At 66.3% G+C, this 20,758-nt stretch carries 22 protein-coding genes; 5 read left to right on the forward strand and 17 right to left on the reverse strand.

The window, feature by feature from the left end:
- Nucleotide 1: 1 nt before the first annotated feature.
- Complete coding sequence (locus ACYQ6W_RS10690; RefSeq protein WP_459675244.1) at nt 2-1,405, reverse strand: bifunctional enoyl-CoA hydratase/phosphate acetyltransferase; 1,404 nt, start codon at nt 1,403-1,405, stop codon at nt 2-4.
- Nucleotides 1,406-1,408: 3 nt separating this feature from the next.
- The gene (locus ACYQ6W_RS10695) at nt 1,409-3,124 is read right to left on the reverse strand and encodes a PHA/PHB synthase family protein (protein WP_459675245.1); all 1,716 of its coding nucleotides are present in this window, start codon (nt 3,122-3,124) and stop codon (nt 1,409-1,411) included.
- 322 nt (nt 3,125-3,446) lie between these two features.
- On the opposite strand from ACYQ6W_RS10695, the gene ACYQ6W_RS10700 reads away from it, so the two are divergent.
- Entirely contained in the window at nt 3,447-3,836 is a 390-nt protein-coding gene (locus tag ACYQ6W_RS10700) for a hypothetical protein (RefSeq protein WP_459675246.1), read from the forward strand.
- 72 nt (nt 3,837-3,908) lie between these two features.
- Here the strand turns inward: ACYQ6W_RS10700 and fumC are convergent, their stop codons facing one another.
- Entirely contained in the window at nt 3,909-5,333 is a 1,425-nt protein-coding gene (gene fumC / locus ACYQ6W_RS10705; RefSeq protein WP_459675247.1) for a class II fumarate hydratase, read from the reverse strand.
- Nucleotides 5,334-5,370: 37 nt separating this feature from the next.
- Nucleotides 5,371-6,291 carry an N-acetylmuramic acid 6-phosphate etherase gene (locus tag ACYQ6W_RS10710; RefSeq protein WP_459675248.1) on the reverse strand — a complete coding sequence of 307 codons (921 nt, stop codon included), beginning with the start codon at nt 6,289-6,291 and terminating at the stop codon, nt 5,371-5,373.
- 147 nt (nt 6,292-6,438) lie between these two features.
- On the opposite strand from ACYQ6W_RS10710, the gene zwf reads away from it, so the two are divergent.
- A complete protein-coding gene (gene zwf / locus ACYQ6W_RS10715; RefSeq protein ID WP_459675249.1) occupies nt 6,439-7,911 on the forward strand; it encodes a glucose-6-phosphate dehydrogenase in 1,473 nt (490 codons plus the stop codon).
- A gap of 50 nt (nt 7,912-7,961) precedes the next feature.
- Here the strand turns inward: zwf and ACYQ6W_RS10720 are convergent, their stop codons facing one another.
- Nucleotides 7,962-8,246: a hypothetical protein gene (locus ACYQ6W_RS10720; protein ID WP_459675250.1), complete on the reverse strand. Its 285-nt coding sequence runs from the start codon at nt 8,244-8,246 to the stop codon at nt 7,962-7,964.
- A gap of 67 nt (nt 8,247-8,313) precedes the next feature.
- Entirely contained in the window at nt 8,314-9,534 is a 1,221-nt protein-coding gene (locus ACYQ6W_RS10725) for an NADP-dependent isocitrate dehydrogenase (protein ID WP_459675251.1), read from the reverse strand.
- A gap of 224 nt (nt 9,535-9,758) precedes the next feature.
- Here ACYQ6W_RS10725 and fdhA point away from each other — a divergent pair, with 224 nt between their 5' ends.
- Nucleotides 9,759-10,949 carry a formaldehyde dehydrogenase, glutathione-independent gene (fdhA, locus tag ACYQ6W_RS10730; RefSeq protein WP_459675252.1) on the forward strand — a complete coding sequence of 397 codons (1,191 nt, stop codon included), beginning with the start codon at nt 9,759-9,761 and terminating at the stop codon, nt 10,947-10,949.
- A gap of 41 nt (nt 10,950-10,990) precedes the next feature.
- On the opposite strand, the gene ACYQ6W_RS10735 is transcribed toward fdhA, so the two are convergent.
- The 11 genes from ACYQ6W_RS10735 to miaB form a co-directional block, all read right to left on the reverse strand.
- Nucleotides 10,991-11,245: an Lrp/AsnC ligand binding domain-containing protein gene (locus ACYQ6W_RS10735; protein ID WP_459675253.1), complete on the reverse strand. Its 255-nt coding sequence runs from the start codon at nt 11,243-11,245 to the stop codon at nt 10,991-10,993.
- A 56-nt stretch (nt 11,246-11,301) separates the two neighbouring features.
- On the reverse strand, nt 11,302-12,216 hold the full coding sequence (locus ACYQ6W_RS10740; RefSeq protein WP_459675254.1) for a sulfotransferase family protein: 915 nt from the start codon (nt 12,214-12,216) through the stop codon (nt 11,302-11,304).
- A gap of 51 nt (nt 12,217-12,267) precedes the next feature.
- Nucleotides 12,268-12,840, reverse strand: coding sequence for a phage tail protein (locus ACYQ6W_RS10745; protein ID WP_459675255.1), 573 nt, complete (start codon nt 12,838-12,840; stop codon nt 12,268-12,270).
- 59 nt (nt 12,841-12,899) lie between these two features.
- Nucleotides 12,900-13,442 (reverse strand): phage tail protein, encoded by a 543-nt coding sequence (locus ACYQ6W_RS10750; RefSeq protein ID WP_459675256.1) that lies wholly within the window; start codon nt 13,440-13,442, stop codon nt 12,900-12,902.
- Between the two features lie 37 nt (nt 13,443-13,479).
- Nucleotides 13,480-13,998 (reverse strand): phage tail protein, encoded by a 519-nt coding sequence (locus tag ACYQ6W_RS10755; protein ID WP_459675257.1) that lies wholly within the window; start codon nt 13,996-13,998, stop codon nt 13,480-13,482.
- Between the two features lie 169 nt (nt 13,999-14,167).
- On the reverse strand, nt 14,168-14,680 hold the full coding sequence (locus ACYQ6W_RS10760) for an N-acetyltransferase family protein (protein WP_459675258.1): 513 nt from the start codon (nt 14,678-14,680) through the stop codon (nt 14,168-14,170).
- Nucleotides 14,677-15,669 (reverse strand): DMT family transporter, encoded by a 993-nt coding sequence (locus ACYQ6W_RS10765; RefSeq protein ID WP_459675259.1) that lies wholly within the window; start codon nt 15,667-15,669, stop codon nt 14,677-14,679. The genes ACYQ6W_RS10760 and ACYQ6W_RS10765 overlap by 4 nt, the downstream gene beginning before the upstream one ends.
- Nucleotides 15,670-15,678: 9 nt before the next feature.
- Nucleotides 15,679-16,584: a hemolysin family protein gene (locus tag ACYQ6W_RS10770; RefSeq protein ID WP_459675260.1), complete on the reverse strand. Its 906-nt coding sequence runs from the start codon at nt 16,582-16,584 to the stop codon at nt 15,679-15,681.
- On the reverse strand, nt 16,581-16,982 hold the full coding sequence (gene ybeY / locus ACYQ6W_RS10775; protein ID WP_459675261.1) for an rRNA maturation RNase YbeY: 402 nt from the start codon (nt 16,980-16,982) through the stop codon (nt 16,581-16,583). Before ybeY ends, ACYQ6W_RS10770 begins: the two co-directional genes overlap by 4 nt.
- A gap of 61 nt (nt 16,983-17,043) precedes the next feature.
- A complete protein-coding gene (locus tag ACYQ6W_RS10780) occupies nt 17,044-18,120 on the reverse strand; it encodes a PhoH family protein (RefSeq protein ID WP_459675549.1) in 1,077 nt (358 codons plus the stop codon).
- 5 nt (nt 18,121-18,125) lie between these two features.
- Nucleotides 18,126-19,562 (reverse strand): tRNA (N6-isopentenyl adenosine(37)-C2)-methylthiotransferase MiaB, encoded by a 1,437-nt coding sequence (gene miaB / locus ACYQ6W_RS10785; protein ID WP_459675262.1) that lies wholly within the window; start codon nt 19,560-19,562, stop codon nt 18,126-18,128.
- Nucleotides 19,563-19,809: 247 nt separating this feature from the next.
- Between miaB and ACYQ6W_RS10790 the strand changes: the two genes are divergently transcribed.
- Both ACYQ6W_RS10790 and ACYQ6W_RS10795 read left to right on the forward strand, forming a co-directional pair.
- Complete coding sequence (locus ACYQ6W_RS10790) at nt 19,810-20,226, forward strand: DUF1489 family protein (RefSeq protein WP_459675264.1); 417 nt, start codon at nt 19,810-19,812, stop codon at nt 20,224-20,226.
- A gap of 145 nt (nt 20,227-20,371) precedes the next feature.
- A complete protein-coding gene (locus tag ACYQ6W_RS10795; RefSeq protein WP_459675265.1) occupies nt 20,372-20,698 on the forward strand; it encodes a hypothetical protein in 327 nt (108 codons plus the stop codon).
- Nucleotides 20,699-20,758: the final 60 nt, after the last annotated feature.

The following is a 20,758-nucleotide window of genomic DNA, read 5'->3' on the forward strand; positions in this document are numbered from 1 at the left end:
CTCAGGTCGTCGCGCGACTCGCGGCGATCAGCCGGCCGAGCGCCGCCGAGATCAACCGGGTGCGTCGGGTATCGGCGCGGCTCGTCAGCACGATCGGGGCCGCCGCCCCCAGCACGATGCCGCCAGCCTCGGCGCCGGACAGGAAAATCATCTGCTTGACGAGGATGTTGCCGGCTTCGAGGTCCGGCACCAGAAGGATGTCGGGCGCGCCGGCGACGGGCGAGACGATGCCCTTTTCGGCCGCTGCGGCCGTGTTGATCGCATTGTCGAAGGCGAGCGGCCCATCCAGAACGCCACCCGTGATCTGCCCACGATCTGCCATCTTGCAGAGCGCCGCGGCATCCAGCGTCGCCGGCATGCGCTCGCTCAGCGTCTCGACCGCGGCAAGAACGGCGACGCGGGGCACCGCGATGCCAAGCACGCGCGCCAGGTCGATCGCGTTCTGGGCGATGCCGGCCTTTTCTTCCAGCGTCGGGCGGATGGCGATCGCCGCATCGGTCACGATGAGCAGGCGAGGGAACTCGGCGACGTCCAGCACATAGGCGTGGCTGATCTGCCGGCCGCGGCGCAGCCCCGTCGTGCCGTCCATCACAGGATGCATCAGCACGTCGGTGTGCAGGTCGCCCTTCATCAGCAGGGTGGCGGCACCCGAGCGGATCATCGCGACGCCGGCCGCCGCCGCTTCGCCCGGCTCGGCAGCCGGGTGGAAGCGGCAGCCCGAGAGATCGAGCCCGGCAGCCTCCGCCGCCGCCCGGATCTCCCGCTCGGGGCCGATCAGGATCGGTGCGATCAGTCCGGCTTCGGCAGCGTCCACGGCGCCGGCGAGAGACAGGGCATCGACAGGATAAACCACCGCCGCAGGCACCGGGCCATGGGCCCGCGCCTGCGTGAGGATCGCCTCCGTCCCCGGATGGCGACCGACCCGCACCTCGGGCAGCACCACCCGCGGCCGCCGCACCTTCTCGCGCGGCGCGCGGATCAGGGCGGTACCGGTGATGACGGCCTGCCCCGCCTGATTGGTGCAGAGACAGTCGAAGACCACGTCCTTCTTCTCGGGTTTCATCTCCTTCACCGTGACGGTGGCGGTGATGATGTCCCCGATCGAGATCGGTTTACGGAACTGCAGGTCCTGGCCGAGATAGATGGCGCCCGGTCCAGGCAGCCGTGTGCCGAGTACGGCCGAGATCAACCCCGCGCCCCACATCCCGTGGATGATGACGTGGTGGAACATATCGCCTGCCGCATAGTCCGGGTCGACATGCGCCGGATTGACGTCGCCGCTGACGGCGGCGAAGAGGTCGATGTCCCGCTGGGTGACGCAGTGGGTGAGGCTCGCGGCATCACCGAGCGCCATCTCCTCATAGGTGCGGTTTTCGAGCAGCGCCGGAGCGGAAGGGGCGTCCATGACTCAAGCCTTTTCAAACACGTAGCGGCCTGGCGCGGCACCGAGGTCGGGTTTTGCCAAAGCAGGCGGGCTCACATCGGCACCGGAATGGGCCGCCAGGAAGGCATTCCATTCCAGCCACCAGGATCCCTCCCGCGGTGCCTGCGCCGCCTGCCAGTCCTCCGGCCCGAGCGTATGGCCGCCCGCAGGTCGTGTCGCGACGCGGAAGTGCCGGTTCGGATGGCCGGGCTCGCTCACGATCCCTGCGTTGTGGCCACCCGAGGTCAGCACGAAGGTGATGGCGCCGTCGTTGAGGAAGTGCAGCTTGTAGACCGAGCGCCATGGCGCGATGTGGTCGTTCTCGGTGCCCACGACGAAGAGTGGCAGGCGGATGTCTTCGAGCGCGATGGTGCGGCCCGCCACCTTGAAGCGGCCCTCTGAGAGATCGTTCTGGAGATAGAGCGAGCGAAGGTATTCCGCGTGCATGCGCGCCGGCAGGTGGGTGCCGTCCGCGTTCCAGGCCATGAGATCGAACCGCGCCGGTGCCTCGCCCAGATAGTAGTCCCGGATGAGACGCGACCAGATCAGTTCGTTTGGCCGCAGCATCTGGAAGGCGCTGCTCATCTGCCGGCTGGAGAGATAGCCTTCGGTCTGCATCACGTCGTCCAGGAAAGCGAGCTGGTCTTCCGAAATGAAGAGCTGCAACTCGCCGGCCTCACTGAAATCGGTCTGGGCCGCGAAGAGCGTGAGGCTGGCAAACCGTGCATCACCCGTCACGGCGCAGGCGGCGGCGGTGATGGCCGCGAGCGTGCCGCCGAGGCAGTAGCCGGCGAGGTGGATCTTCTGACCGCCACAGATCTCGGACACACGGTTCAGCGCTGCCATGACGCCTTCGGCACGATAGTCGTCGAAGGCGACGTCGCGCATCCGAGCGTCCGGATTGCGCCAGGACATCATGAAGACGGTGCGGCCCTGCGCGACCAGCCAGCGCACGAGCGAGTTCTCGGGCGACAGATCGAGAATGTAATATTTCATGATCCAGGCGGGGACGATGAGCACGGGCTCGGCCGAGACCGTGGGTGTCGTGGGCGCATATTGGATCAACTCGAACAGATCGTTGCGGAGGATGACACGGCCGGGCGTGGCCGCCAGATCCCGGCCCAGCCGGAAGTCCGGTCCGGTGTCCGCGCCAGACTGCTCGCGCAGGAAGTTGACGAACCCGGCGCGAAGATTGGCGCCCTGGCTGGACCAGGTGGCGGAGAGAATCTCGGGATTGAGCCAAGGCAGATTCGAGGGTGAAATCATATCGAGCCACTGCTGCACCTGGAAGGCGAGCAGTGCGCGATTGTGCTGGGCTACGCCCGGGGGGGCCGCGATCAGCTGCTGCCACCAGGCCTCGTTCAACAGCACGGCTTGGACGAGCGCGGCATAGGGCGCCTCTCCCCACGCCGGATGGGCGAAGCGATGATCGTTGGGCGGGGGAGAGACCGGCGGCTCCGCGCCGATCAGGATGCGGATGAGACGGAGCCACTGGTCGAAGCCTGCGCGCCGGCGTTCCGCCATCCGGAAGGGATGGCTCGCCGCATGGATGGCCCAGTCGGCCCAGGCGGTGGGGAGGCTGGTTGGAGCTGCACCCCCGGTGAAGTGGCGTTGCCAGGCGTGGAGCAGGCGGTCCAATGGGTCGTGATCGGCATGCGATGCCGGCGCCATGGGCGGCCGTGGCAGGAAGCCATCAGGCATGAAGCGTATCCTCTCGCAGATCGACAGCCGTGCTGCTGTTGCATCTGCGAACAATCCGGTGCCTGTCAGCCATGATGCAGATCAAGGAATTGGATGGATGCGCGGGCGCCATGCGAGTGTCGCCGTCGGAAAGGCCTTATTTGGGGCTAGGCTATTCCTGTGAGGTGGCGCGACAATTGCGATGGGAGAAAAGATATTTTTTTCTCGCGCAACAACAATTGTTTCGTTCGTCTGTTAATGTTTTATAAATACAATGAGATGCGAGGGGCGCTTTGCCGATCCGGCCGGTCCCTACGCCGTCTGAATTCCATCGGAGCGCCTCATGCTTAGGAATTCTTCGCTCGGCTTGATGCTGTTCGTCGTCACCGGCTTGATCATCACGGCCATTCTGGCGGGGGATCGGACCGCGGTGCCGAGTTCCGGCATGCTCGCCTATTTCCTCAACGGGGACAGTTTGGTCGCCCATCGCTCGATCGACCTCTCGAAGCCGATCTTCGTCAGCGGGGCGACACCCGTCTGCGGCAGTGAGGAGGCGCTCGAGAACTACACGCCTGCCAACCCGGGTGACTGCAAGGTGATCGACAGCGCCGCCCGCGCCGGGCTTATCGCCATCCAGACGGATGGCATGCGCCAGCCTTCCTTCCAGATGCAGATGCAGACCGATGCCGGGACGGTCCGCGGCTGGGTCGATTACAACAGCCTGCACAACTGAGGGGCTGACCCAAAAGGAAAGGCCGCGCCGGTGAGACCGGCGCGGCCTTTTTTATCCCTGAACGGTGCGGGTTTACTTGCTCGCGGCGCTCGGCCCAAGCATGTCTTCGGGCTTCACCCAGGCATCGAACTGCTCTTCCGTCAGGAAGCCGAGGGCGAGCGCCGATTCCTTGAGGCTGAGGTTCTCACGGTGCGCCTTCAGCGCGATCTGGGCGGACTTCTCGTAGCCAATGTGGCGGTTCAGCGCCGTCACCAGCATCAGCGAGCTTTCCAGATTGTGCTTGAGCTTCTCGTAGTTCGGTTCGATTCCGCGGGCGCAATGCTCCTCGAAGGCCAGCATGCTCTCGCTGAGGATCGTTGCCGATTCCAGCAGGTTGTGCAGCATCACCGGCTTGTAGACATTCAGCTGGAAGTTGCCCTGGGAAGCGGCGAAGGCAACGGCGGCGTCATTCCCGTAAACCTGCACCGCCACCATCGTCATCGATTCGCACTGGGTCGGGTTGATCTTGCCCGGCATGATGGAGGAGCCGGGTTCGTTCTCGGGAATGTGGATCTCGGCAAGGCCGGCACGCGGCCCGCAGGCGTGCCAGCGCACGTCGTTGGCGATCTTCATCAGCGCGCCCGCCAGCGTCCGCAGCGTGCCGCTGGCATGGGCGATGGCATCATGGGCGGAGAGCGCCGCGAACTTGTTCGGGGCGGAGACGAAGGGGTGGCCGGTCTGTTCCCCGATGTGCCGCGCCGCCGTCTCGCCGAACTTCGGATGGGCATTCAGCCCCGTGCCGACCGCCGTGCCGCCGATCGCGAGTTCGTAGAGCCAGGGCAGGCTCTCCTTGATGGCGCGGGCCGCTTCGTCCAACTGTGCCACCCAGCCGCCGATCGCCTGGCCGAGGGTAATCGGCGTCGCATCCTGCAGATGGGTGCGTCCGATCATGATGACATGCGCGAACGCATCCGCCTTCGTGTGCAGCGTGTCGCGCAGCACCTGGATCGCCGGCAGCAGCTTGCCCGCGATCACCTCGACGGCGGCGATGTACATCGCGGTCGGGAAAGTGTCGTTGGAGGACTGGCCGCGATTCACGTCGTCATTCGGATTGATCGGCTTCTTGGAGCCGAGCACGCCGCCCGCGATCTGAATGGCGCGGTTGGCGATCACCTCGTTCGCATTCATGTTGCTCTGGGTGCCCGAGCCGGTCTGGAAGACGACCAGCGGAAATTCGTCGTCCCACTTGCCGTCGATCACCTCCTGCGCCGCCTGGACGATGAGGTCGACCTTCTCCTTCGGCAATTCGCCGAGTTCGCCATTGGCCAGCGCCGCAGACTTCTTGAGGATGCCGAGCGCGCGAATGACCGGGCGCTGCCACTTGAAGGTCGCGCGGCCGATCGGGAAGTTGTGGATCGAGCGCTCGGTCTGTGCGCCCCAGAGGCGGTTGCTGGGGACGGGCACGTCGCCCAGGGCGTCGTGCTCGATGCGGACATCCGCAGCTGTGGTCTCGGTCATCCTCGGCTCCTCGAAAGGGGGACAGGGTTGGAAGAGGCTATAACGAAGGCGGCGGCACGTCCGCCAAGGCGCGGCGAAGGATGCCGCCATGGCGGGCCAGAAGGTCCCGTGCGGCCGCTGCGTCCAATCGGCCGCGCAGCATGACGACGGCGGTCTTGATCTCACCCTCCGCCGCATCCAGCGCGGTCGCGGCATCCGGCGCGGCGGTGCCCGCCAGCTCCGCCACCATCCGCTCCGCCCGGGCCCGGAGCTTGGCGTTGGTCGGCCGCATCTCCACCATCCGTCCATCATGCACACGGCCGAGCCGGATCATGATCTGCGTCGACAGCAGGGTGAGCAGCGCCTTCTGCGCGGTGCCCGCCTTCATGCGGGTGGAGCCTGCGATGGCCTCGGCGCCGGTCGCGGCCAGAATGGCGTGTTCGGCCTCCGCCAGAAGCGGCGCCTCCGGGCTATTGGCGATGCCGATGGTCAGCGCGCCCGCCGACCGCCCGGCCCGTATCGCGGCGCGCGTGAAGGGCGTGCCGCCGCTGGCGGCGAGCCCGATGAGGACATCTGCGGGACCGAGCCCAAGGCCATCGGCGGCGGCGCTGGCGGCCGCTTCGTCGTCCTCCGCGCCTTCCACGGCGCGGCTGAGCGCCGCCATGCCACCGGCAAGCATCAGGGCCGTCCGCTCGGCGGGCCAGGCGAAGGTGGGGGGCAGTTCCGTGGCATCGACGGCCGCCAGCCGGCCGGAGGTGCCGGCGCCGGCATAGACGAGGCGACCGCGTTCGTCGGCAAGGCGCAGGGCCGCGGCGTCGGCGGCAGCGGCGAGCGCGGGGAGGGCCGGACGCAGCGCGGCTATCGCCGCCATCTGCCCTTCCCACAAGGCGTCCAGCACGCTCGTGCTATCCCACGCGTCGAGCCCCTGGTAGCGTGGGCTCATCTCCTCCGTCCGGGGCAGGGCGTTCGCGGCGCACATAGGCGTGGTTGACGCCAGGCCGGTCTCGCAGTCAAGACGGAGCCCAATCGAATTGAACCCTGAGCGTTTGATCACAAAAGATGGCAGTTTGGACAATTGGCCAGGCTGCCTTATTTTGTCGTCTCGCCCGGAGAGGAGCCCTTACGCATGGTCGCACGCATCATCGCTGTCGATCCGTTTGATTTTGTCATTTTCGGCGGCTCGGGGGATCTCTCGCGCCGCAAGCTTTTGCCCGCGCTCTACCAGCGTGACCGCGCCGGCCAGCTGCCGCAGGAGGCCCGCATCATCGGCACCTCCCGCCGCAAGGTGTCCGACAAGGAATTTCAGAAGGTTGCGCGCGAGGCGATCGAGAGCTTCGTGCCCAAGGCGGATATCGACTCCGAGGTGCTCGAACGTTTCGTCGCCCGCGTCGGCTACGTGTCGATGGACGCCACCGGCTCCGACGGATGGAGCGAACTCGCGGAACGCCTCAACGCCCACCCGGAACGCATCCGCGTCTTCTATCTCTCGACCGCGCCCGACATCTTCGGTCCCATCTCGGAACAAATCGCGGCGCATGACCTGATCACCGAACAGAGCCGCGTCGTCATCGAAAAGCCGCTCGGCAAGGATCTCGAATCCGCCCAGGCGCTGAACGCCTCGGTCGGCAAGATCTTCCCGGAATCCAGCATCTACCGGATCGACCACTATCTCGGAAAGGAAACGGTGCAGAACCTCATGGCTCTGCGCTTCGCCAATTCCCTGTTCGAGCCCGTGTGGAACGCGCGCTACATCGACCACGTCCAGATCACCGTCGCTGAGGAAGTCGGCCTCGAAAGCCGCGCCGGCTATTACGACACTGCGGGCGCGATGCGGGACATGATCCAGAACCACATCCTGCAGCTGCTCTGCCTGACGGCGATGGAGGTGCCGACCTCGCTCGACGCCGACCGGGTGCGCGACGAGAAGCTGAAGGTGCTGAATTCGCTGGAGCGGATGAGCCCGGCGCAGGTGGCACAGAACACGGTGCGCGGCCAGTACACCGCCGGCGCCTCGGTCACCGGCCCGGTGCGCGGCTATCTCGAGGAACTCGGCCATCCGGAGAGCATGACGGAGACCTTCGTTGCGGTGAAGGCCGAAGTCGGCAACTGGCGCTGGGCGGGCGTGCCCTTCTATCTGCGCACCGGCAAGCGCCTGCCTTCCCGCGTCTCCGAAATCGTCGTGCAGTTCCGCCCCATCCCGCACACGGTCTTTGAGGAGACGGCCGGCCAGCTCAAGGCCAACCGCCTCGTCATCCGCGTGCAGCCGGATGAGGGCGTGAAGCTGTGGCTGATGATCAAGGATCCGGGCCCGGGCGGCATGCGGCTCCAATACGTGCCGCTGGACATGACCTTCGCCAAGGCCTTCTCGGTGCGCAATCCGGATGCCTATGAACGGCTGATCATGGACGTGGTGCGCGGCAACCAGACGCTGTTCATGCGCGGTGACGAGGTGGAGGCCGCCTGGCGCTGGGTCGATCCGATCATGGAGGCCTGGATGTCCTCGGGCGAATTCCCGAAGCCCTATCGCGCGGGCACCTGGGGGCCTTCCGCTTCCGTTGCCCTGCTGGAGCGCGACGGCCGCACCTGGCACGAGGAATAGGCTTCCAGCCGAGCCTGGTGAAAAGCCCGCCCCGCGAGGAGGCGGGCTTTTTATTTGGAGAGGCGCCTCCGATTGGCTGCCACCTTGCGGGCATAGAGGCGGACCACCTGGTCCGCGCCCCGCTCTGGCTTGCCATCCAGCATCGCCCGCACGAGCACGCCTTGAGCCTCCACGGCGGCGGCGATCTTCTCCGTCACCATGCGCTGAGATTCGGTCTGGCCGCGCTGGCCGCCGCGGCCGATCTTGGCGAGCCGCAGGCCCATCACCACCGGCACGTTCATCATCAGGGTCATCCCGGCCAGTGCCGCCGCCGCCCTGCGCTTGCGTCTCGCCATGAAAAACTCCCCTTCCGGTCGCCCGGAAGGGGAGTTGGGCAAGCGTCGGTCCGAAAACCAGAGACGATCAGGCCTTGGCCATCGCCTTCTGCAGGTTTTCGTCGATCTTGGAGAGGAAGTCCTGCGTCGTCAGGAAGGGCTGGTCCTTCGCGATGAGGATCGCGAGGTCCTTCGTCATGAAGCCGCTCTCCACCGTCTCGACGCAGACCCGCTCCAGCGTCTCGGCGAAGGTCGTGACGTCAGGGGTATTGTCGAAGCGGCCGCGATAGATCAGCCCGCGCGTCCAGGCGAAGATGCTGGCGATCGGGTTGGTGCTGGTCGGGCGGCCCTTCTGGTGCTCGCGGTAATGGCGCGTCACCGTGCCGTGCGCCGCCTCGCTCTCCACCACCGAGCCCGAGGGGTCGAGCAGCACCGAGGTCATCAGGCCGAGCGAGCCGAAGCCCTGCGCGACGATGTCGCTCTCCACGTCGCCGTCGTAGTTCTTGCAGGCCCAGACGTAGCCGCCTTCCCACTTCAGGGCGCAGGCCACCATGTCGTCGATCAGCCGGTGCTCGTAGGTCAGGCCCTGCTTGTCGAACTCGGCCTTGAACTCGGCGTCGAAGATCTCCTGGAACACGTCCTTGAACATGCCGTCATAGGCCTTGAGGATCGTGTTCTTGGTGGAGAGATAGACCGGGTACTTGCGGGCCAGGCCGTAGTTGAAGCTCGCGCGGGCAAAGCCTTCGATCGACTTGCGGGTGTTGTGGATGCCGAGCGTGACGCCCGGGCCCTTGAAGTCATGCACTTCGAGTTCGATCGGCGCCGAGCCGTCGGCCGGCACATAGTTCAGGGTGACGCGGCCGGGGCCGGGAATCTTGGTCTCGGCGGCGCGATAGATGTCGCCATAGGCATGGCGGCCGACGACGATCGGCTGGTTCCAGTGCGGCACCAGGCGGGGCACGTTCTTGCAGATGATCGGCTCGCGGAAGATCGTGCCGTCCAGGATGTTGCGGATCGTGCCGTTCGGGCTGCGCCACATCTTCTTCAGCTTGAATTCCTCGACGCGTGCCTCGTCCGGCGTGATCGTCGCGCATTTCACGCCGACGCCGTATTGCTTGATGGCGTTGGCGGCATCGACCGTCACCTGATCGTCCGTCTGGTCGCGATACTCGATGCCCAGATCGTAATACTTCAGGTCGATGTCGAGATAGGGGAGGATCAGCTTCTCCTTGATGAAGCCCCAGATGATCCGGGTCATCTCGTCGCCGTCGAGCTCCACGACGGGAGTCTTCACCGGGATTTTTGCCATGAGGTCCTCGCCAGATGCGTTGAAGATGTGAACTGGCCGGGAAACTCGCACCTCACCCGGCCCGGGGCAAGCCTGAGGGCCTGCGAGTGACGCATGTCTTCTGGTTTTGTGACGGGTAGGTACTGCGCCCCGCCATTGAACTGGGCGCCCGAAAGCGGCAGCCTGAAGGGCAGGCCGCCCCGCCGGTGCTTCGGCTGAGAAGGCGGCTTTCAAGGGAGACACAGATGAGCGGAAACCGCGGCGTCGTCTATCTCGGCCCCAAGCACGTCGAAGTGCAGGACATCCCCGATCCCAAGCTCGAGGCGCCGGACGGCCGGCGTATCGAGCATGCAGCCATCCTCAAGATTGTCGCCACCAACATCTGCGGCTCCGACCAGCACATGGTGCGCGGGCGGACGACGGCACCGGCCGGCCTCGTCCTCGGCCACGAGATCACCGGGGAGATCATCGAAACCGGCAAGGACGTCGAGATGCTGGCCAAGGGTGATCTCGTCTCCGTCCCCTTCAACGTTGCCTGTGGGCGCTGCCGCTGTTGCCGGGCGGGGGATACGGGCGTCTGCCTCACGGTGAATGACGCGCGGCCCGGCGGCGCCTATGGCTATGTCGACATGGGCGGCTGGATCGGCGGTCAGGCGCGCTACGTCATGGTGCCCTATGCCGACTTCAACCTGCTGAAATTCCCCGACAAAGCCCGCGCCATGGCGAAAATCCGCGATCTCACCATGCTGACGGACATCTTCCCCACCGGCTTCCATGGTGCCGTCACGGCCAAGGTGGGCGTGGGCTCCACGGTCTATGTCGCGGGTGCCGGCCCGGTCGGCATGGCCGCTGCCGCCTCCGCCCGTCTGCTGGGCGCCGCCGTCACGATGGTGGGAGACTTCAACGAGGAACGTCTGGCGCATGCCGAGAAGATGGGCTTCGTGCCCATCAATCTCGGCAAGCATGACCGGCTGGGCGAGATGATCGCCGAGGTCGTGGGCGCGCCCGAGGTGGATGCGGCGATCGACGCCGTGGGCTTCGAGGCGCGCGGCCATGCCGGCGGCGAGCAGCCGGCCATCGTCCTCAACCAGATGATGGAAATCACCCGCGTCGCCGGCAGCATCGGCATCCCGGGCCTGTATGTGACGGACGATCCGGGCGCGGTGGACGAGGCTGCGAAGGTCGGCAGCCTCAGCTTGCGCTTCGGCAAGGGCTGGTCGAAGGCGCAGTCCTTCCACACCGGGCAGACCCCGGTGATCCGCTACAACCGCATGCTGATGCAGGCGATCCTCTATGACCGGGTGAATATCGCCGAGATCGTCAACGCGACGGTCATCGGGCTCGAAGATGCGCCCCAGGGCTATGAGGCCTTCGACGCGGGGGCGGCGAAGAAATTCGTCATCGACCCGCATGGGCTGATCGCCCGCGCCGCGTAAGCGGGTGGCTGGTCCCCCGGCGTCAGGCCGGGGACCGGCGATCAGGCGCCGCCCGGGGTGAAGGCGTCGAAGACCATGATCGTATAGGTGTCGCGAATGCCAGGTACACGGTGCAGGTGCTCGGTCACGAAAACGCCCGGATCTTGCCCCTCCTCCAGGCGGAACTGCACCAAGAGGTCCCAGCGGCCGGAGGTCGAATAGATCTGGGAGGCGTTCTCGAACTCGTCGGCGAGTTTCGCCGCCACCTCGTAGGCGCGGCCCAGCTCGCATTTGATCTGCACGAAAATCGCGTTCATCGCCCGTCTCCTGTCGCGGCGCCAGTCTAGCCCAGGCCGGGCCGAAGGGGAGGGGGTCAGTCTGCCGCCTTGAGACGGTCGAGCTCGACTTGGAGCGGGGAGAGGATTTCCTCGAACCCGGCGCAGAGGCGCGCGGCGAGGCGGAGTTCCGGCAGAAGGGGGCCCGGATCCCTGTGGCGCGCCAGCATGCCGTAGAGCTGGGCGCAGACGCCGGGTCGTTCGGCTTCTTCTGCGGGCAAGTGATGGCGCAGCAGCGGGTCGAACCCTTCCGCGAGAATCCGTCTGAGGGCCGTGGCATCGAGATCGCGCCGCTGCGCGACCTGCGCGAGACGCGCCATCGTCCCATCCGGCTCCGTGGCCCAGCCGTCATAGGGGATGACGGTCACCGGTTGCTCGCCGAGCCCGAGGATGATGTCGGTATTGTAGACCAGCCAGCGCAACAGCCCCTCGCTCGGGGCGAAGCCATCGCGCCTGGCGAGGGAGGCAGCCACCGCCTCCGGCCGCCGGATGCAGTAGACGAAGCGCGGGCGCAGGCCGAGGCGCGCGAAGATCTCCGCCCACATGGGGAAGAGCCGGCCGATGCGCGGCTCCTTGAGGCCGAAGGCCGCGGGAGAGACGGCCGTCATCTTCGCCTCGAGCCAAGCAGCGATCCGGTCGCGGACGGCCTGGACATGAGGATCGGTCCACCAGCGGGGCGGCAGCGGCCGCGCATGGGTGGGGTCGTAGAAGCCCTGGCCGAAGAAGTGCAGCACCTCGTCGTTCATGCGAACGATTTCCCACCGCTCCCAATGACCGCGCGGGTTGTTCGCATCCGGCGTGATCTCGTCCGCCATGTCGAGGCCGAGAAGAGTGAGGAGATGCGAGGTCAAGGACGTACCGCTGCGATGCATGCCGAGCACGACCGTGATTGCGCGGTCATCAGGCGCGGCTGTCGAACCCGAGGTGGCGCGGCCACCCGGTGGCGCCGTCATCAATATCGCCTCCGTTCCGCTGACTGGACGCGTCGCACCTGCATGAGGTCGTCAGTCGGGTGTAGGAAACGTCCCATCGTAGCAGATGGCGAAGAAAACCGTCAGAAAGGGCTGCCGGTTCTCATGCGGGCCGCCGGTGCCGGTAGGCCCGATCGTCTGGGGGGAGAGGGTCGCGTCCGGCGGGTTTGTCGTCATGATCATTCCAGGTGTCGTCCCGTCCAGATAGAGTCCGCCAACCTGATTTGTCCCGGAAGGACTCCCTGACTTTTTGTCGGCGGTCCAATTGCTGCCGGTGCGGATCATCTGGTGCGTGTGGGAAGGAAGCTGACTGGGCGACAAGGTGGTCGTGTCAGTTCCGTCGATCGCTCCGATCGTCCAATCCTTGGCACCTCCCGGGGCCTTGCCGGTGCCACAGACAGCACGGTTCGCTGTTTTACCAAGATCCCCTGTAAGATTGGGCAAACCAAATGTTTGCAGGGGTTTGCCGCCGTATTGATTGCCGAGCAAAGCGTAGAGCGCTTGATACATGCTGACGGCTACCACTTGGCCATTGCAGTTTAGCCAGCCCTCAGGGATATAGCTGGCAGGGAAGAGCCTGATTTCGCCGACGAATGCGTCGCTCATCGTGTATCCTTTGACAGATCTCCCAGTGTGGCTACTGGCAGTCCGCGCTCATGGCCGCGTTACGAGAAAGACGGGTAGATGCCGCTCAGGGCTATCATGTAGCGGAGCGCCATCGTCGGCATGATGTTGGGATGCGGTATGCTGCTGCCGGTATTCTGGATGGCGACGGTCCCGAAATTCGCATCGGCGCCGGACTTCTTGCTCATGTCGTCATAAAGCACGGAGGGCGCTGCGAGTTTAGCAAACATAGAGCTACTCATTGATGGTGTAGAGAGATTCGCTGATTTTGATGATGCAAACATTGCATGCGTATGCGGTGGCAGCGTGGCAACTGTGAGCGTCACTTCCTCCGTACCTCCCGACGCCGCAACCGAGTAATTCGTAAGCTGCGGCCCCTGGCCTGCACCGATGGGCAGCCGGCCGGACAGATTGGGCAGGTTGAAGGTGGTCCGCCCATCGCCGCCATACGTGGTGCCGATCAGAGAGAAGAGGATCTCATTGCCTGCGACTTGCAGGGCGCGCCCGTCGCAGAGAGCCCACCTGCTGGGCAGACCGGTAAAGCCGCCAAAGATACGGATTTCACCGACGAAGGGTGTCGCCATTCTGTCTCCTTACCCGGCACCCCGGGGTTGCGGCGGATCAGGGACGGGGCGGGAAGATGCCCGAGATGCAGATGATGTAGGTGAGTGCCAGATAGGGCTGACGATTTTCATGCCCCTGCCCACCCCCCGACTGTTTCAGTTGTGGGTCCGTCTCGCCGAGCTGGATGGGATTCTCCGCATCCCCATAGACCGGAACGTTCGATGGCGCGGCGGCATAGATGTGGTTGGCGGTATTGGTTTGGTTCGCGGAATTGGTGCTGACCTGCATCAGATGGGTGTGTGCGGGCATGGTGTTGGCATCGAGAGTGACCATCTCTGTGCCGCCTCTCGTTCCGCGCGGCTGGGCATCACTCGCTGCCATCGGCACACGACCTCGCAGATCTGGCAGCGCGAAAGTGGTCCGGCCATCGCCGCCATAGGCGGTTCCGAGCAACGCATAGAGGGGTGCGTTGCGCTGGATCTCCATGATGCGCCCGTCGCAGGGCAGCCAATCCCGGGGAACTTTGCCGGCCGGATAGGAGACCAGTCTGATTTCCCCAAGATAAGCATCCGACATCCCGCCCTCGCTCCTGCTTCATCCGTCCGCACTTGCGGATGGATCGGGCACGTGCGGCGGCGCAAGATGAAGATCTCGTGCAGCCATCGCGCCTCGGTCTCGTTGCTTTCACGGAATAGCAGAAATTGTCGACCCGTCAACTAAAATGCACCGGGTCCGGAACGGTCGTTCAGGAGTCCTGATCGGTTTCGCCCGCGGCAGCGGCGGCGGGCAGGCGCCGCATCAGCAGATGGTTCGTCTCGACGGAGTCGGTCACCTTGAAGCCGAGGCGGCGGTAGAGGTGGATCGCCGGGTTGCCGAACAGCACGGCGAGGCTGACGGCCTTACCCTGGCTTTCGGCGCGCAGGATGACCTCGCGGAGGAGGGCCGAGCCCAGACCCTGGTTGCGGTACTGGCGCAGCAGGGAGAGGTCGATCACATGGATGTCGGAGTCACCCGGATGCCAGTAGAGCCGACCGACCGGCGTCTCGCCCTGCATCACGATCTCGAAATGCGCCTCGGGGTAGGTGCGATGATAGTGCAGGCTCTGCAGGCGCAGCTGCTCGCGCAGGAAGACGCGGCGCTCCGCCTCCGGCCAGCCCGCCGCGTCCATCTCGGCGGCGCGCACCTCGGCGTAGAGGCGCAAGAGAAAGGCCGCGTCCGCGCGCCGTTCCGGGCGCAGGCGGTACAGCGGCGCCGTCATCGGGGCGTAGGCCGCCTCGCCACGCGCCAGCCTGGCATCCGCAGCTGTGACACGAGGCCGGCCGCCACGATCATCGCCGCGCCGCCGAGCGCCGCGAGGCCCGGGGCGTGGCCGAAGAGGAAGAGGTCGAGCAGCATGGCCCAGACCATGCCGCCATATTGCCAGGGTGCCAGCTGCGAAATCTGCCCGATGCGGATGGCCGCCGCGATGGTGACGAGGCCGCCGGTCTGCGTCACGGTCGCCAGCAGGATGAGGCCGAAGGCGGCCGGCGGCACGCTGCGCCAGACGAAGGGCATGAAGCCCGCGAGCAGGATGAGCCCGGCGATCGCCGCCTGGGCGATCACGTCCGTCGTCGTCTGGCTGTCTCGCGCATGGCGCTGGAGCATCTGCTGCGCCGCGTAGAGCACCGCCGATCCGAAGGCCGCCGCGACCCCGATGAGGTGCCGCCCGCCGAAGTCATGCCCACCCGGATGCACGATCACCAGAACGCCGGCGAAGCCGAGCGCGATGGCGCCCCAGCGCCACAGCGGCACCCGCTCGCGCAGAAACACCGCCGCCATGGCCGTGACAAGAAGCGGGGCCGTGAAGCTGAAGGCGGTTGCGGTCGTCACCGGCAGATAGCCGTAGCCGATGATCGCGAGGACGGCCGAGCAGACGAGGGCTGCGGCCGCGAGGCGCTGGGTCATGGCCTGGGGCGGGTTCAGCAGCCGCATCAGCGACGGTGGCCGGCGGCCGATGAGGGGCAGGGCGGCGAGCCCGGCCAGTGCCAGCAGAGAGCGCATGACGAAGAGCTGCATGGCATCGAAATGCCACCCCGCGATCAGCAGCTTGGTGACCGCATAGCCGAGGGAATAGAGCAGGGAGGAGAGCACCACCATGGGAATGGCGAGGGCGGTGCCCTTGGGCACCCGGCCGCGCCAGACGCCGAGGCGCCGGCGCGCCGCCAATCCATGGGAGCGCAGATGCGCCCGGCTGTCGTCGAGGCGCATCTGGCTGGGTCACGCCGCGGCGGCGGCGCCTTCCGTTTCGCTGGGAGGGGGTGGCGGTCTCACCCGCACCTTATGGATGTGCCGCGCATCGGCGTCCAGAACCTGGAATTCCGCCCCGGAACTCGGATGGGTGATGATCTCGTTCGGCGCCGGCACGCGGCCAGCGAGGGTGAAGATCAGCCCGCCCACCGTGTCGATCGAGGAGGCGCGTTCCTCGGCCGTTAGAACCGGGCCCACCCGCTCTTCGAAATCCTCGATCGGCAGGCGGGCCGCGATGTCGAGCGATCCATCTGGTCGTTCCGTGATGAGCGGCGCTTCGACGTCGTCGTGCTCGTCGTCGATGTCACCGACGATGGTCTCCACCAGATCCTCGATGGTGATGAGCCCGTCCACGCCGCCATATTCGTCGATGACGAGGGCCATGTGGATTCGGGCCTGGCGCATCTGCACCAGCAGTTCCAGCACCGGCGCCTGGGGCGCCACCATCAGCGGTCGCCGCACCAGCTTTTCGAGGGAAAACTCCTCCGCCCGGCCGATATAGGCAAAGACGTCCTTGATGTGGACCATGCCGACGATGTCGTCGAGTTCGTTGCGGTAGATCGGCAGGCGGGAATGCTGCTCCTCCCGCAGGCGCTGCAGCGTTTCGTCCAGGGTCAGGTCGGCGCGCAGCGCCACGATGTCGGCCCGTGGCACCATCACGTCGTTGGCGATGGTGCCACGCAGTTGCAGGATGTTGGAGATCAGCGCGCGTTCCTGCCGGTCGAGTTCGGGCAGTTCCTCGCCCCCGCCGCCGGGCGGGTTGGTGCCGGCTTCCTCCACCAGTTCGGCGATGGATTGCCGCAGCGTCTGCTCGGTGCCGCGGCGGCCGAGGATGTTCAGGATGCGCGAAAAGAAGGAGCTGTCGGAATGGCTCACCGCGCCATCCTCCAGGGATTCGGCACGCCAAGCCGAGCCAGGATGCGGCTTTCCGCCATCTCCATGCGCCGGGCATCGCCCGGGTGGTGATGATCCTCGCCGTCCAGGTGCAGCATGCCGTGCACCAGAAGGTGCGCGAGATGCGCCGCGAGGCTCTTGCCCTCGGCCGCCGCCTCGCGCCGTAGCACGCCGAGGGCGAGCACGATTTCGCCGCCTGTACCCCAGCCCGTCGGCTCGAAGGTCAGCACGTTGGTCGGCTTGTTGCGCCCGCGGTGGCGGGCATTGAGGCGCCGCACGCGCCGGTCGTTCGTCAGCACGATGGTGTCGACGAGGGCGCCGGGCACGGCGCTCTGGGCAACCCGGATGGCGCGGAGAACCCGCGCCTCCAGGCGTGGCACGAACTGCCGCCAGCCCCGGTCTTCAATGATGATGTCCGGGACGGGCGGGCGTGCCGCGTGACTACTTCGAGGTTCCACTTTCACTCTCGCGGGGCCGGTGGCGCCGCGCATCACGCGCGACATCCCGCTCGGCCGTTGCTCGCTGGTCATAGGCTTCGACGATGCGTGCGACCAGCGGATGACGCACGACATCCTGTTGCCCGAAGCGGGTGACACCGATGCCCTGCACGCCTTCCAGCGTGTTGAGCGCATCGACCAGCCCGGAAGAGATGCCGGGAGGCAGATCCACCTGGGTCGGGTCGCCGGTGATCACCATCCGGGTGCCCTCGCCCATACGGGTGAGGAACATCTTCATCTGCATGGGCGTGGTGTTCTGCGCCTCATCCAGGATCGCGAAGGCATGGGACAGGGTGCGGCCGCGCATGAAGGCGAGCGGCGCCACCTCGATCTCGCCGGCCGCCATGCGGCGCAGCACCTGCTCGCCGGGCATCATGTCGTGCAGCGCGTCATAAAGCGGGCGGAGGTAGGGATCCACCTTCTCCTTCATGTCGCCGGGCAGGAAGCCGAGCCGCTCGCCCGCTTCCACCGCCGGGCGGGAGAGGATGATGCGGTCGACCTGGCCGGTCTGCAGCATGGCGACGGCCTGGGCCACGGCGAGGTAGGTCTTGCCGGTGCCGGCCGGGCCGACCCCGAAGACCATCTCGTGGCGGGACAGCATCTCCATATAGCCGCCCTGGGCCGGGCTGCGCGGCTCGATGATACCCTTGCGGGTGCGGATGGCCGGGAGGTCCGCGAGCGGCAGGCGCGGCTCGGCGCCCCGCGTGTTCAGCTTGATCGCGGCGTCGATATCCCCGGCCGACAGGCGCTGGCCACGCTCGAGCCGGCCATAGAGATCGTTGAGCGTCGCTTGGGCCGTCTCCACCGCCTCCGGATCGCCGTTGATCGCGATGCGGTTGCCGCGGCAGGCCAGGCGAATGTGGAGCGCCTGCTCCAGCCGGATCAGGTGCCGGTCATGATCGCCCAGCAGCTGCGACAACAAGGCGTTGTTTCCAAACTGCAAGGTCACCCCTCGGTTCGGTGCGGGCTCTCCGCCCGCTTGCGTCAGCTTCGGAGTGTTCGACCGTTCGGCAGCCGAGATCTGGGTCAAGCGCTGGCTCGCTCCTGTTCGAAGGCTTGAGTGATAAGGCACGCCGCCAGGGAATTCGACGAACTTCCCTGAACTTTGACCGGGACGACCTGCCCGGTGAGGCTCACCGGGCCATCCATGTGGACGGCCTGGAGATAGGGGGAGCGACCGGCGATCTGGCCGGGGTGGCGGCCCGGCCCTGTCACCAGCACGGGGACCTCGCGGCCGACGCAATCCGCATTGAAGGCTTCCTGCTGCTCGCGCAGCAGCGCCTGCAGCGCCGCGAGCCGGCGGTCCTTCTCGTCCTCGGCCACGGCACCCGGGGCACCGGCCGCCGGCGTGCCGGGGCGCGGCGAATATTTGAAGCTGTAGGCCTGGGCGAAGCCCACGTCGCGGATCAGCTGCATCGTCGCCTCGAAATCGGCGGCCGTCTCCCCGGGATGGCCGACGATGAAATCGGAGGACAAAGCGAGGTCGGGCCGCGCCATGCGCAGCCGCTCGATCAGCCGGCGATACTCGTCCGCGGTATGGCGCCGGTTCATGGCGGCCAGGATGCGGTCCGAGCCGGACTGCACTGGCAGATGCAGGAAGGGCATCAGGGCCGGCACCGTCGCATGTGCCGTGATCAGTTCCTCATCCATGTCCCGCGGGTGAGACGTGGTGTAGCGGATGCGCGCTAGGCCATCGAGCTCGGCGAGCCGCTGGATCAGGCGGCCGAGACTCCAATCCCGTCCGTCCGGCCCCGCGCCGTGATAGGCATTCACGTTCTGGCCGAGCAGGGTGATCTCTCGCGCCCCACGGGCGATCAGGCGGCGCGCTTCCTCCACCACGCCCACGACGGGGCGGCTCGTCTCCGTGCCGCGGGTATAGGGGACGACGCAGAAAGAACAGAACTTGTCACAACCCTCCTGGATGGTGAGGAAGGCGGTGACGGCGCGATCCTCGCCGGCCCCCGTCTCGGGCAGGAAGTCGAATTTTTGCTCCACCGGAAAATCGGTTTCGATCACCGGGCCGGCAGCGCGATGGGCGCGCGCCACCATTTCGGGCAGGCGATGATAGGTCTGCGGGCCCAGCACGATGTCGACGAAAGGGGCGCGCTCGGTGATAAAGGCACCCTCGGCCTGTGCCACGCAGCCGGCGACAGCGAGGATGGTTTCCTTGCCCTCCGCGGCCCGCGCTTCCTTGATGAGGCGCAGCCTGCCGAGTTCGGAGAAGACCTTCTCCGTCGCGCGCTCGCGGATGTGGCAGGTGTTGAGGATCACCATGTCCGCGTCCGTCGGGCTCGCGGCCGGTCCATAGCCGAGGGGGGCCAGCACGTCCGCCATGCGGCCGCTGTCATACACGTTCATCTGGCATCCCCAGGTGATCATGTGCAGGCGGCGCAGCGGGCGAGATTGGGCGGTCGTATCGGTCGCAGACGAAGAGGCGGTCAAGCTGAAGTCCGGGAGGCTCATAGCGCACGGGGTCCTGTCCAGCCATCCGGCAGCGCCGGCGGCGTCGGACCAATCGCGTTCCACGGGTCATGGGTCAAGCGCAATGAGACCGATCGACTCCTATTCCTCCTATGCAGCTTCGCAGGACCGCGGGGTGGATTGTCAAGCTTGGCATCATGACAAGATCGCGCAAAGCGCCTGCGAACCGGTTCTGCCATGCACCGACGCCGAGACTGACGAATCGGCCGCCAAGGATTAAGTGGTGACTATGTTGCATTTGATCAAGCTGAGCGTCGGCATCCGGGACGTGGCGCATCTTCGCCAGGTGCAGGCGGCGCGGCAGGAGGCCGAGCCGCCGCTTCTGCACCGGACGCGGCAATGGCCGAAGCGCGCGGCCGACATCCTGGCGGGCGGCTCGATCTACTGGGTGATCGCCGGGCAGGTGCAATGCCGGCAGCGCCTCGTCGACATCCGACCCGATCAGCGGCCGGACGGCAGCGCCTGCACGGCCCTGGTTCTCGATCCCGCCTTGGCATTGGTCGAACCGAGGCCGGTGAAGCCCTTCCAGGGGTGGCGCTATCTGAAGGCGGAGGATGCTCCCCCGGACCTTTGCGAGGGGGGCGACGGCCATGGCGATCTGCCGGTTGAGCTTCGGCTGGCGCTACGGGAGCTTTGCCTTCTCTAAGATCATGATTTAGAGGGACAAGTGACACGCGAAATCCCTTGAGTTGTTACGCAAATATGGGCCTTATGCGGGCACCAGGGAGTTACGCTCCACGGTCGAGCCGAACCAGATCGCCTAACACACCTTTCTAGTAGGAAAGTTATCGATGCGTATCCTTAAACCCTCTCTCGCCATCGTTCTGGGTCTTGCCTTGGCTCCCGCGGCGGCCTTTGCCCAGGCGTCCAACTCCTCCGTTCCCCCGCCGAGCCCGAACGCGTCCGTCACCACCACCACGCCGGCGACCACGCAGGGCGAAGGTGCGAACGCGTCCCGGCCGGTCGGCGGCGCTGGCGTGACGCTGACGCCCGAGCAGAAGAAGCACAAGCGTCACCACAAGAACTTCAACGGCAAGCACAAGGACTACACGAAGAGCAGCCCGTCCAAGGGGCCGACCGCTCCGAAGTACTACAAGCAGCCGGTTTCGCCGCAATAAGCGGCGACTGCAGGGGGCTGGACCGGCATCGGCCGGCCTTCCTACCTGGCCTCGCTGGTC

The organism is Acidisoma sp. 7E03, from assembly GCF_054665075.1.

Bases quoted from the DNA above. Each gene is read 5' to 3' on its own strand.
- ACYQ6W_RS10690 (WP_459675244.1), bottom strand. From the start codon at position 1,405: ATGGACGCCCCTTCCGCTCCGGCGCTGCTCGAAAACCGCACCTATGAG.
- ACYQ6W_RS10695 (WP_459675245.1), bottom strand. From the start codon at position 3,124: ATGCCTGATGGCTTCCTGCCACGGCCGCCCATGGCGCCGGCATCGCAT.
- ACYQ6W_RS10700 (WP_459675246.1), top strand. From the start codon at position 3,447: ATGCTTAGGAATTCTTCGCTCGGCTTGATGCTGTTCGTCGTCACCGGC.
- fumC (WP_459675247.1), bottom strand. From the start codon at position 5,333: ATGACCGAGACCACAGCTGCGGATGTCCGCATCGAGCACGACGCCCTG.
- ACYQ6W_RS10710 (WP_459675248.1), bottom strand. From the start codon at position 6,291: ATGTGCGCCGCGAACGCCCTGCCCCGGACGGAGGAGATGAGCCCACGC.
- zwf (WP_459675249.1), top strand. From the start codon at position 6,439: ATGGTCGCACGCATCATCGCTGTCGATCCGTTTGATTTTGTCATTTTC.
- ACYQ6W_RS10720 (WP_459675250.1), bottom strand. From the start codon at position 8,246: ATGGCGAGACGCAAGCGCAGGGCGGCGGCGGCACTGGCCGGGATGACC.
- ACYQ6W_RS10725 (WP_459675251.1), bottom strand. From the start codon at position 9,534: ATGGCAAAAATCCCGGTGAAGACTCCCGTCGTGGAGCTCGACGGCGAC.
- fdhA (WP_459675252.1), top strand. From the start codon at position 9,759: ATGAGCGGAAACCGCGGCGTCGTCTATCTCGGCCCCAAGCACGTCGAA.
- ACYQ6W_RS10735 (WP_459675253.1), bottom strand. From the start codon at position 11,245: ATGAACGCGATTTTCGTGCAGATCAAATGCGAGCTGGGCCGCGCCTAC.
- ACYQ6W_RS10740 (WP_459675254.1), bottom strand. From the start codon at position 12,216: ATGACGGCGCCACCGGGTGGCCGCGCCACCTCGGGTTCGACAGCCGCG.
- ACYQ6W_RS10745 (WP_459675255.1), bottom strand. From the start codon at position 12,840: ATGAGCGACGCATTCGTCGGCGAAATCAGGCTCTTCCCTGCCAGCTAT.
- ACYQ6W_RS10750 (WP_459675256.1), bottom strand. From the start codon at position 13,442: ATGGCGACACCCTTCGTCGGTGAAATCCGTATCTTTGGCGGCTTTACC.
- ACYQ6W_RS10755 (WP_459675257.1), bottom strand. From the start codon at position 13,998: ATGTCGGATGCTTATCTTGGGGAAATCAGACTGGTCTCCTATCCGGCC.
- ACYQ6W_RS10760 (WP_459675258.1), bottom strand. From the start codon at position 14,680: ATGACGGCGCCGCTGTACCGCCTGCGCCCGGAACGGCGCGCGGACGCG.
- ACYQ6W_RS10765 (WP_459675259.1), bottom strand. From the start codon at position 15,669: ATGCGCCTCGACGACAGCCGGGCGCATCTGCGCTCCCATGGATTGGCG.
- miaB (WP_459675262.1), bottom strand. From the start codon at position 19,562: ATGAGCCTCCCGGACTTCAGCTTGACCGCCTCTTCGTCTGCGACCGAT.
- ACYQ6W_RS10790 (WP_459675264.1), top strand. From the start codon at position 19,810: ATGTTGCATTTGATCAAGCTGAGCGTCGGCATCCGGGACGTGGCGCAT.
- ACYQ6W_RS10795 (WP_459675265.1), top strand. From the start codon at position 20,372: ATGCGTATCCTTAAACCCTCTCTCGCCATCGTTCTGGGTCTTGCCTTG.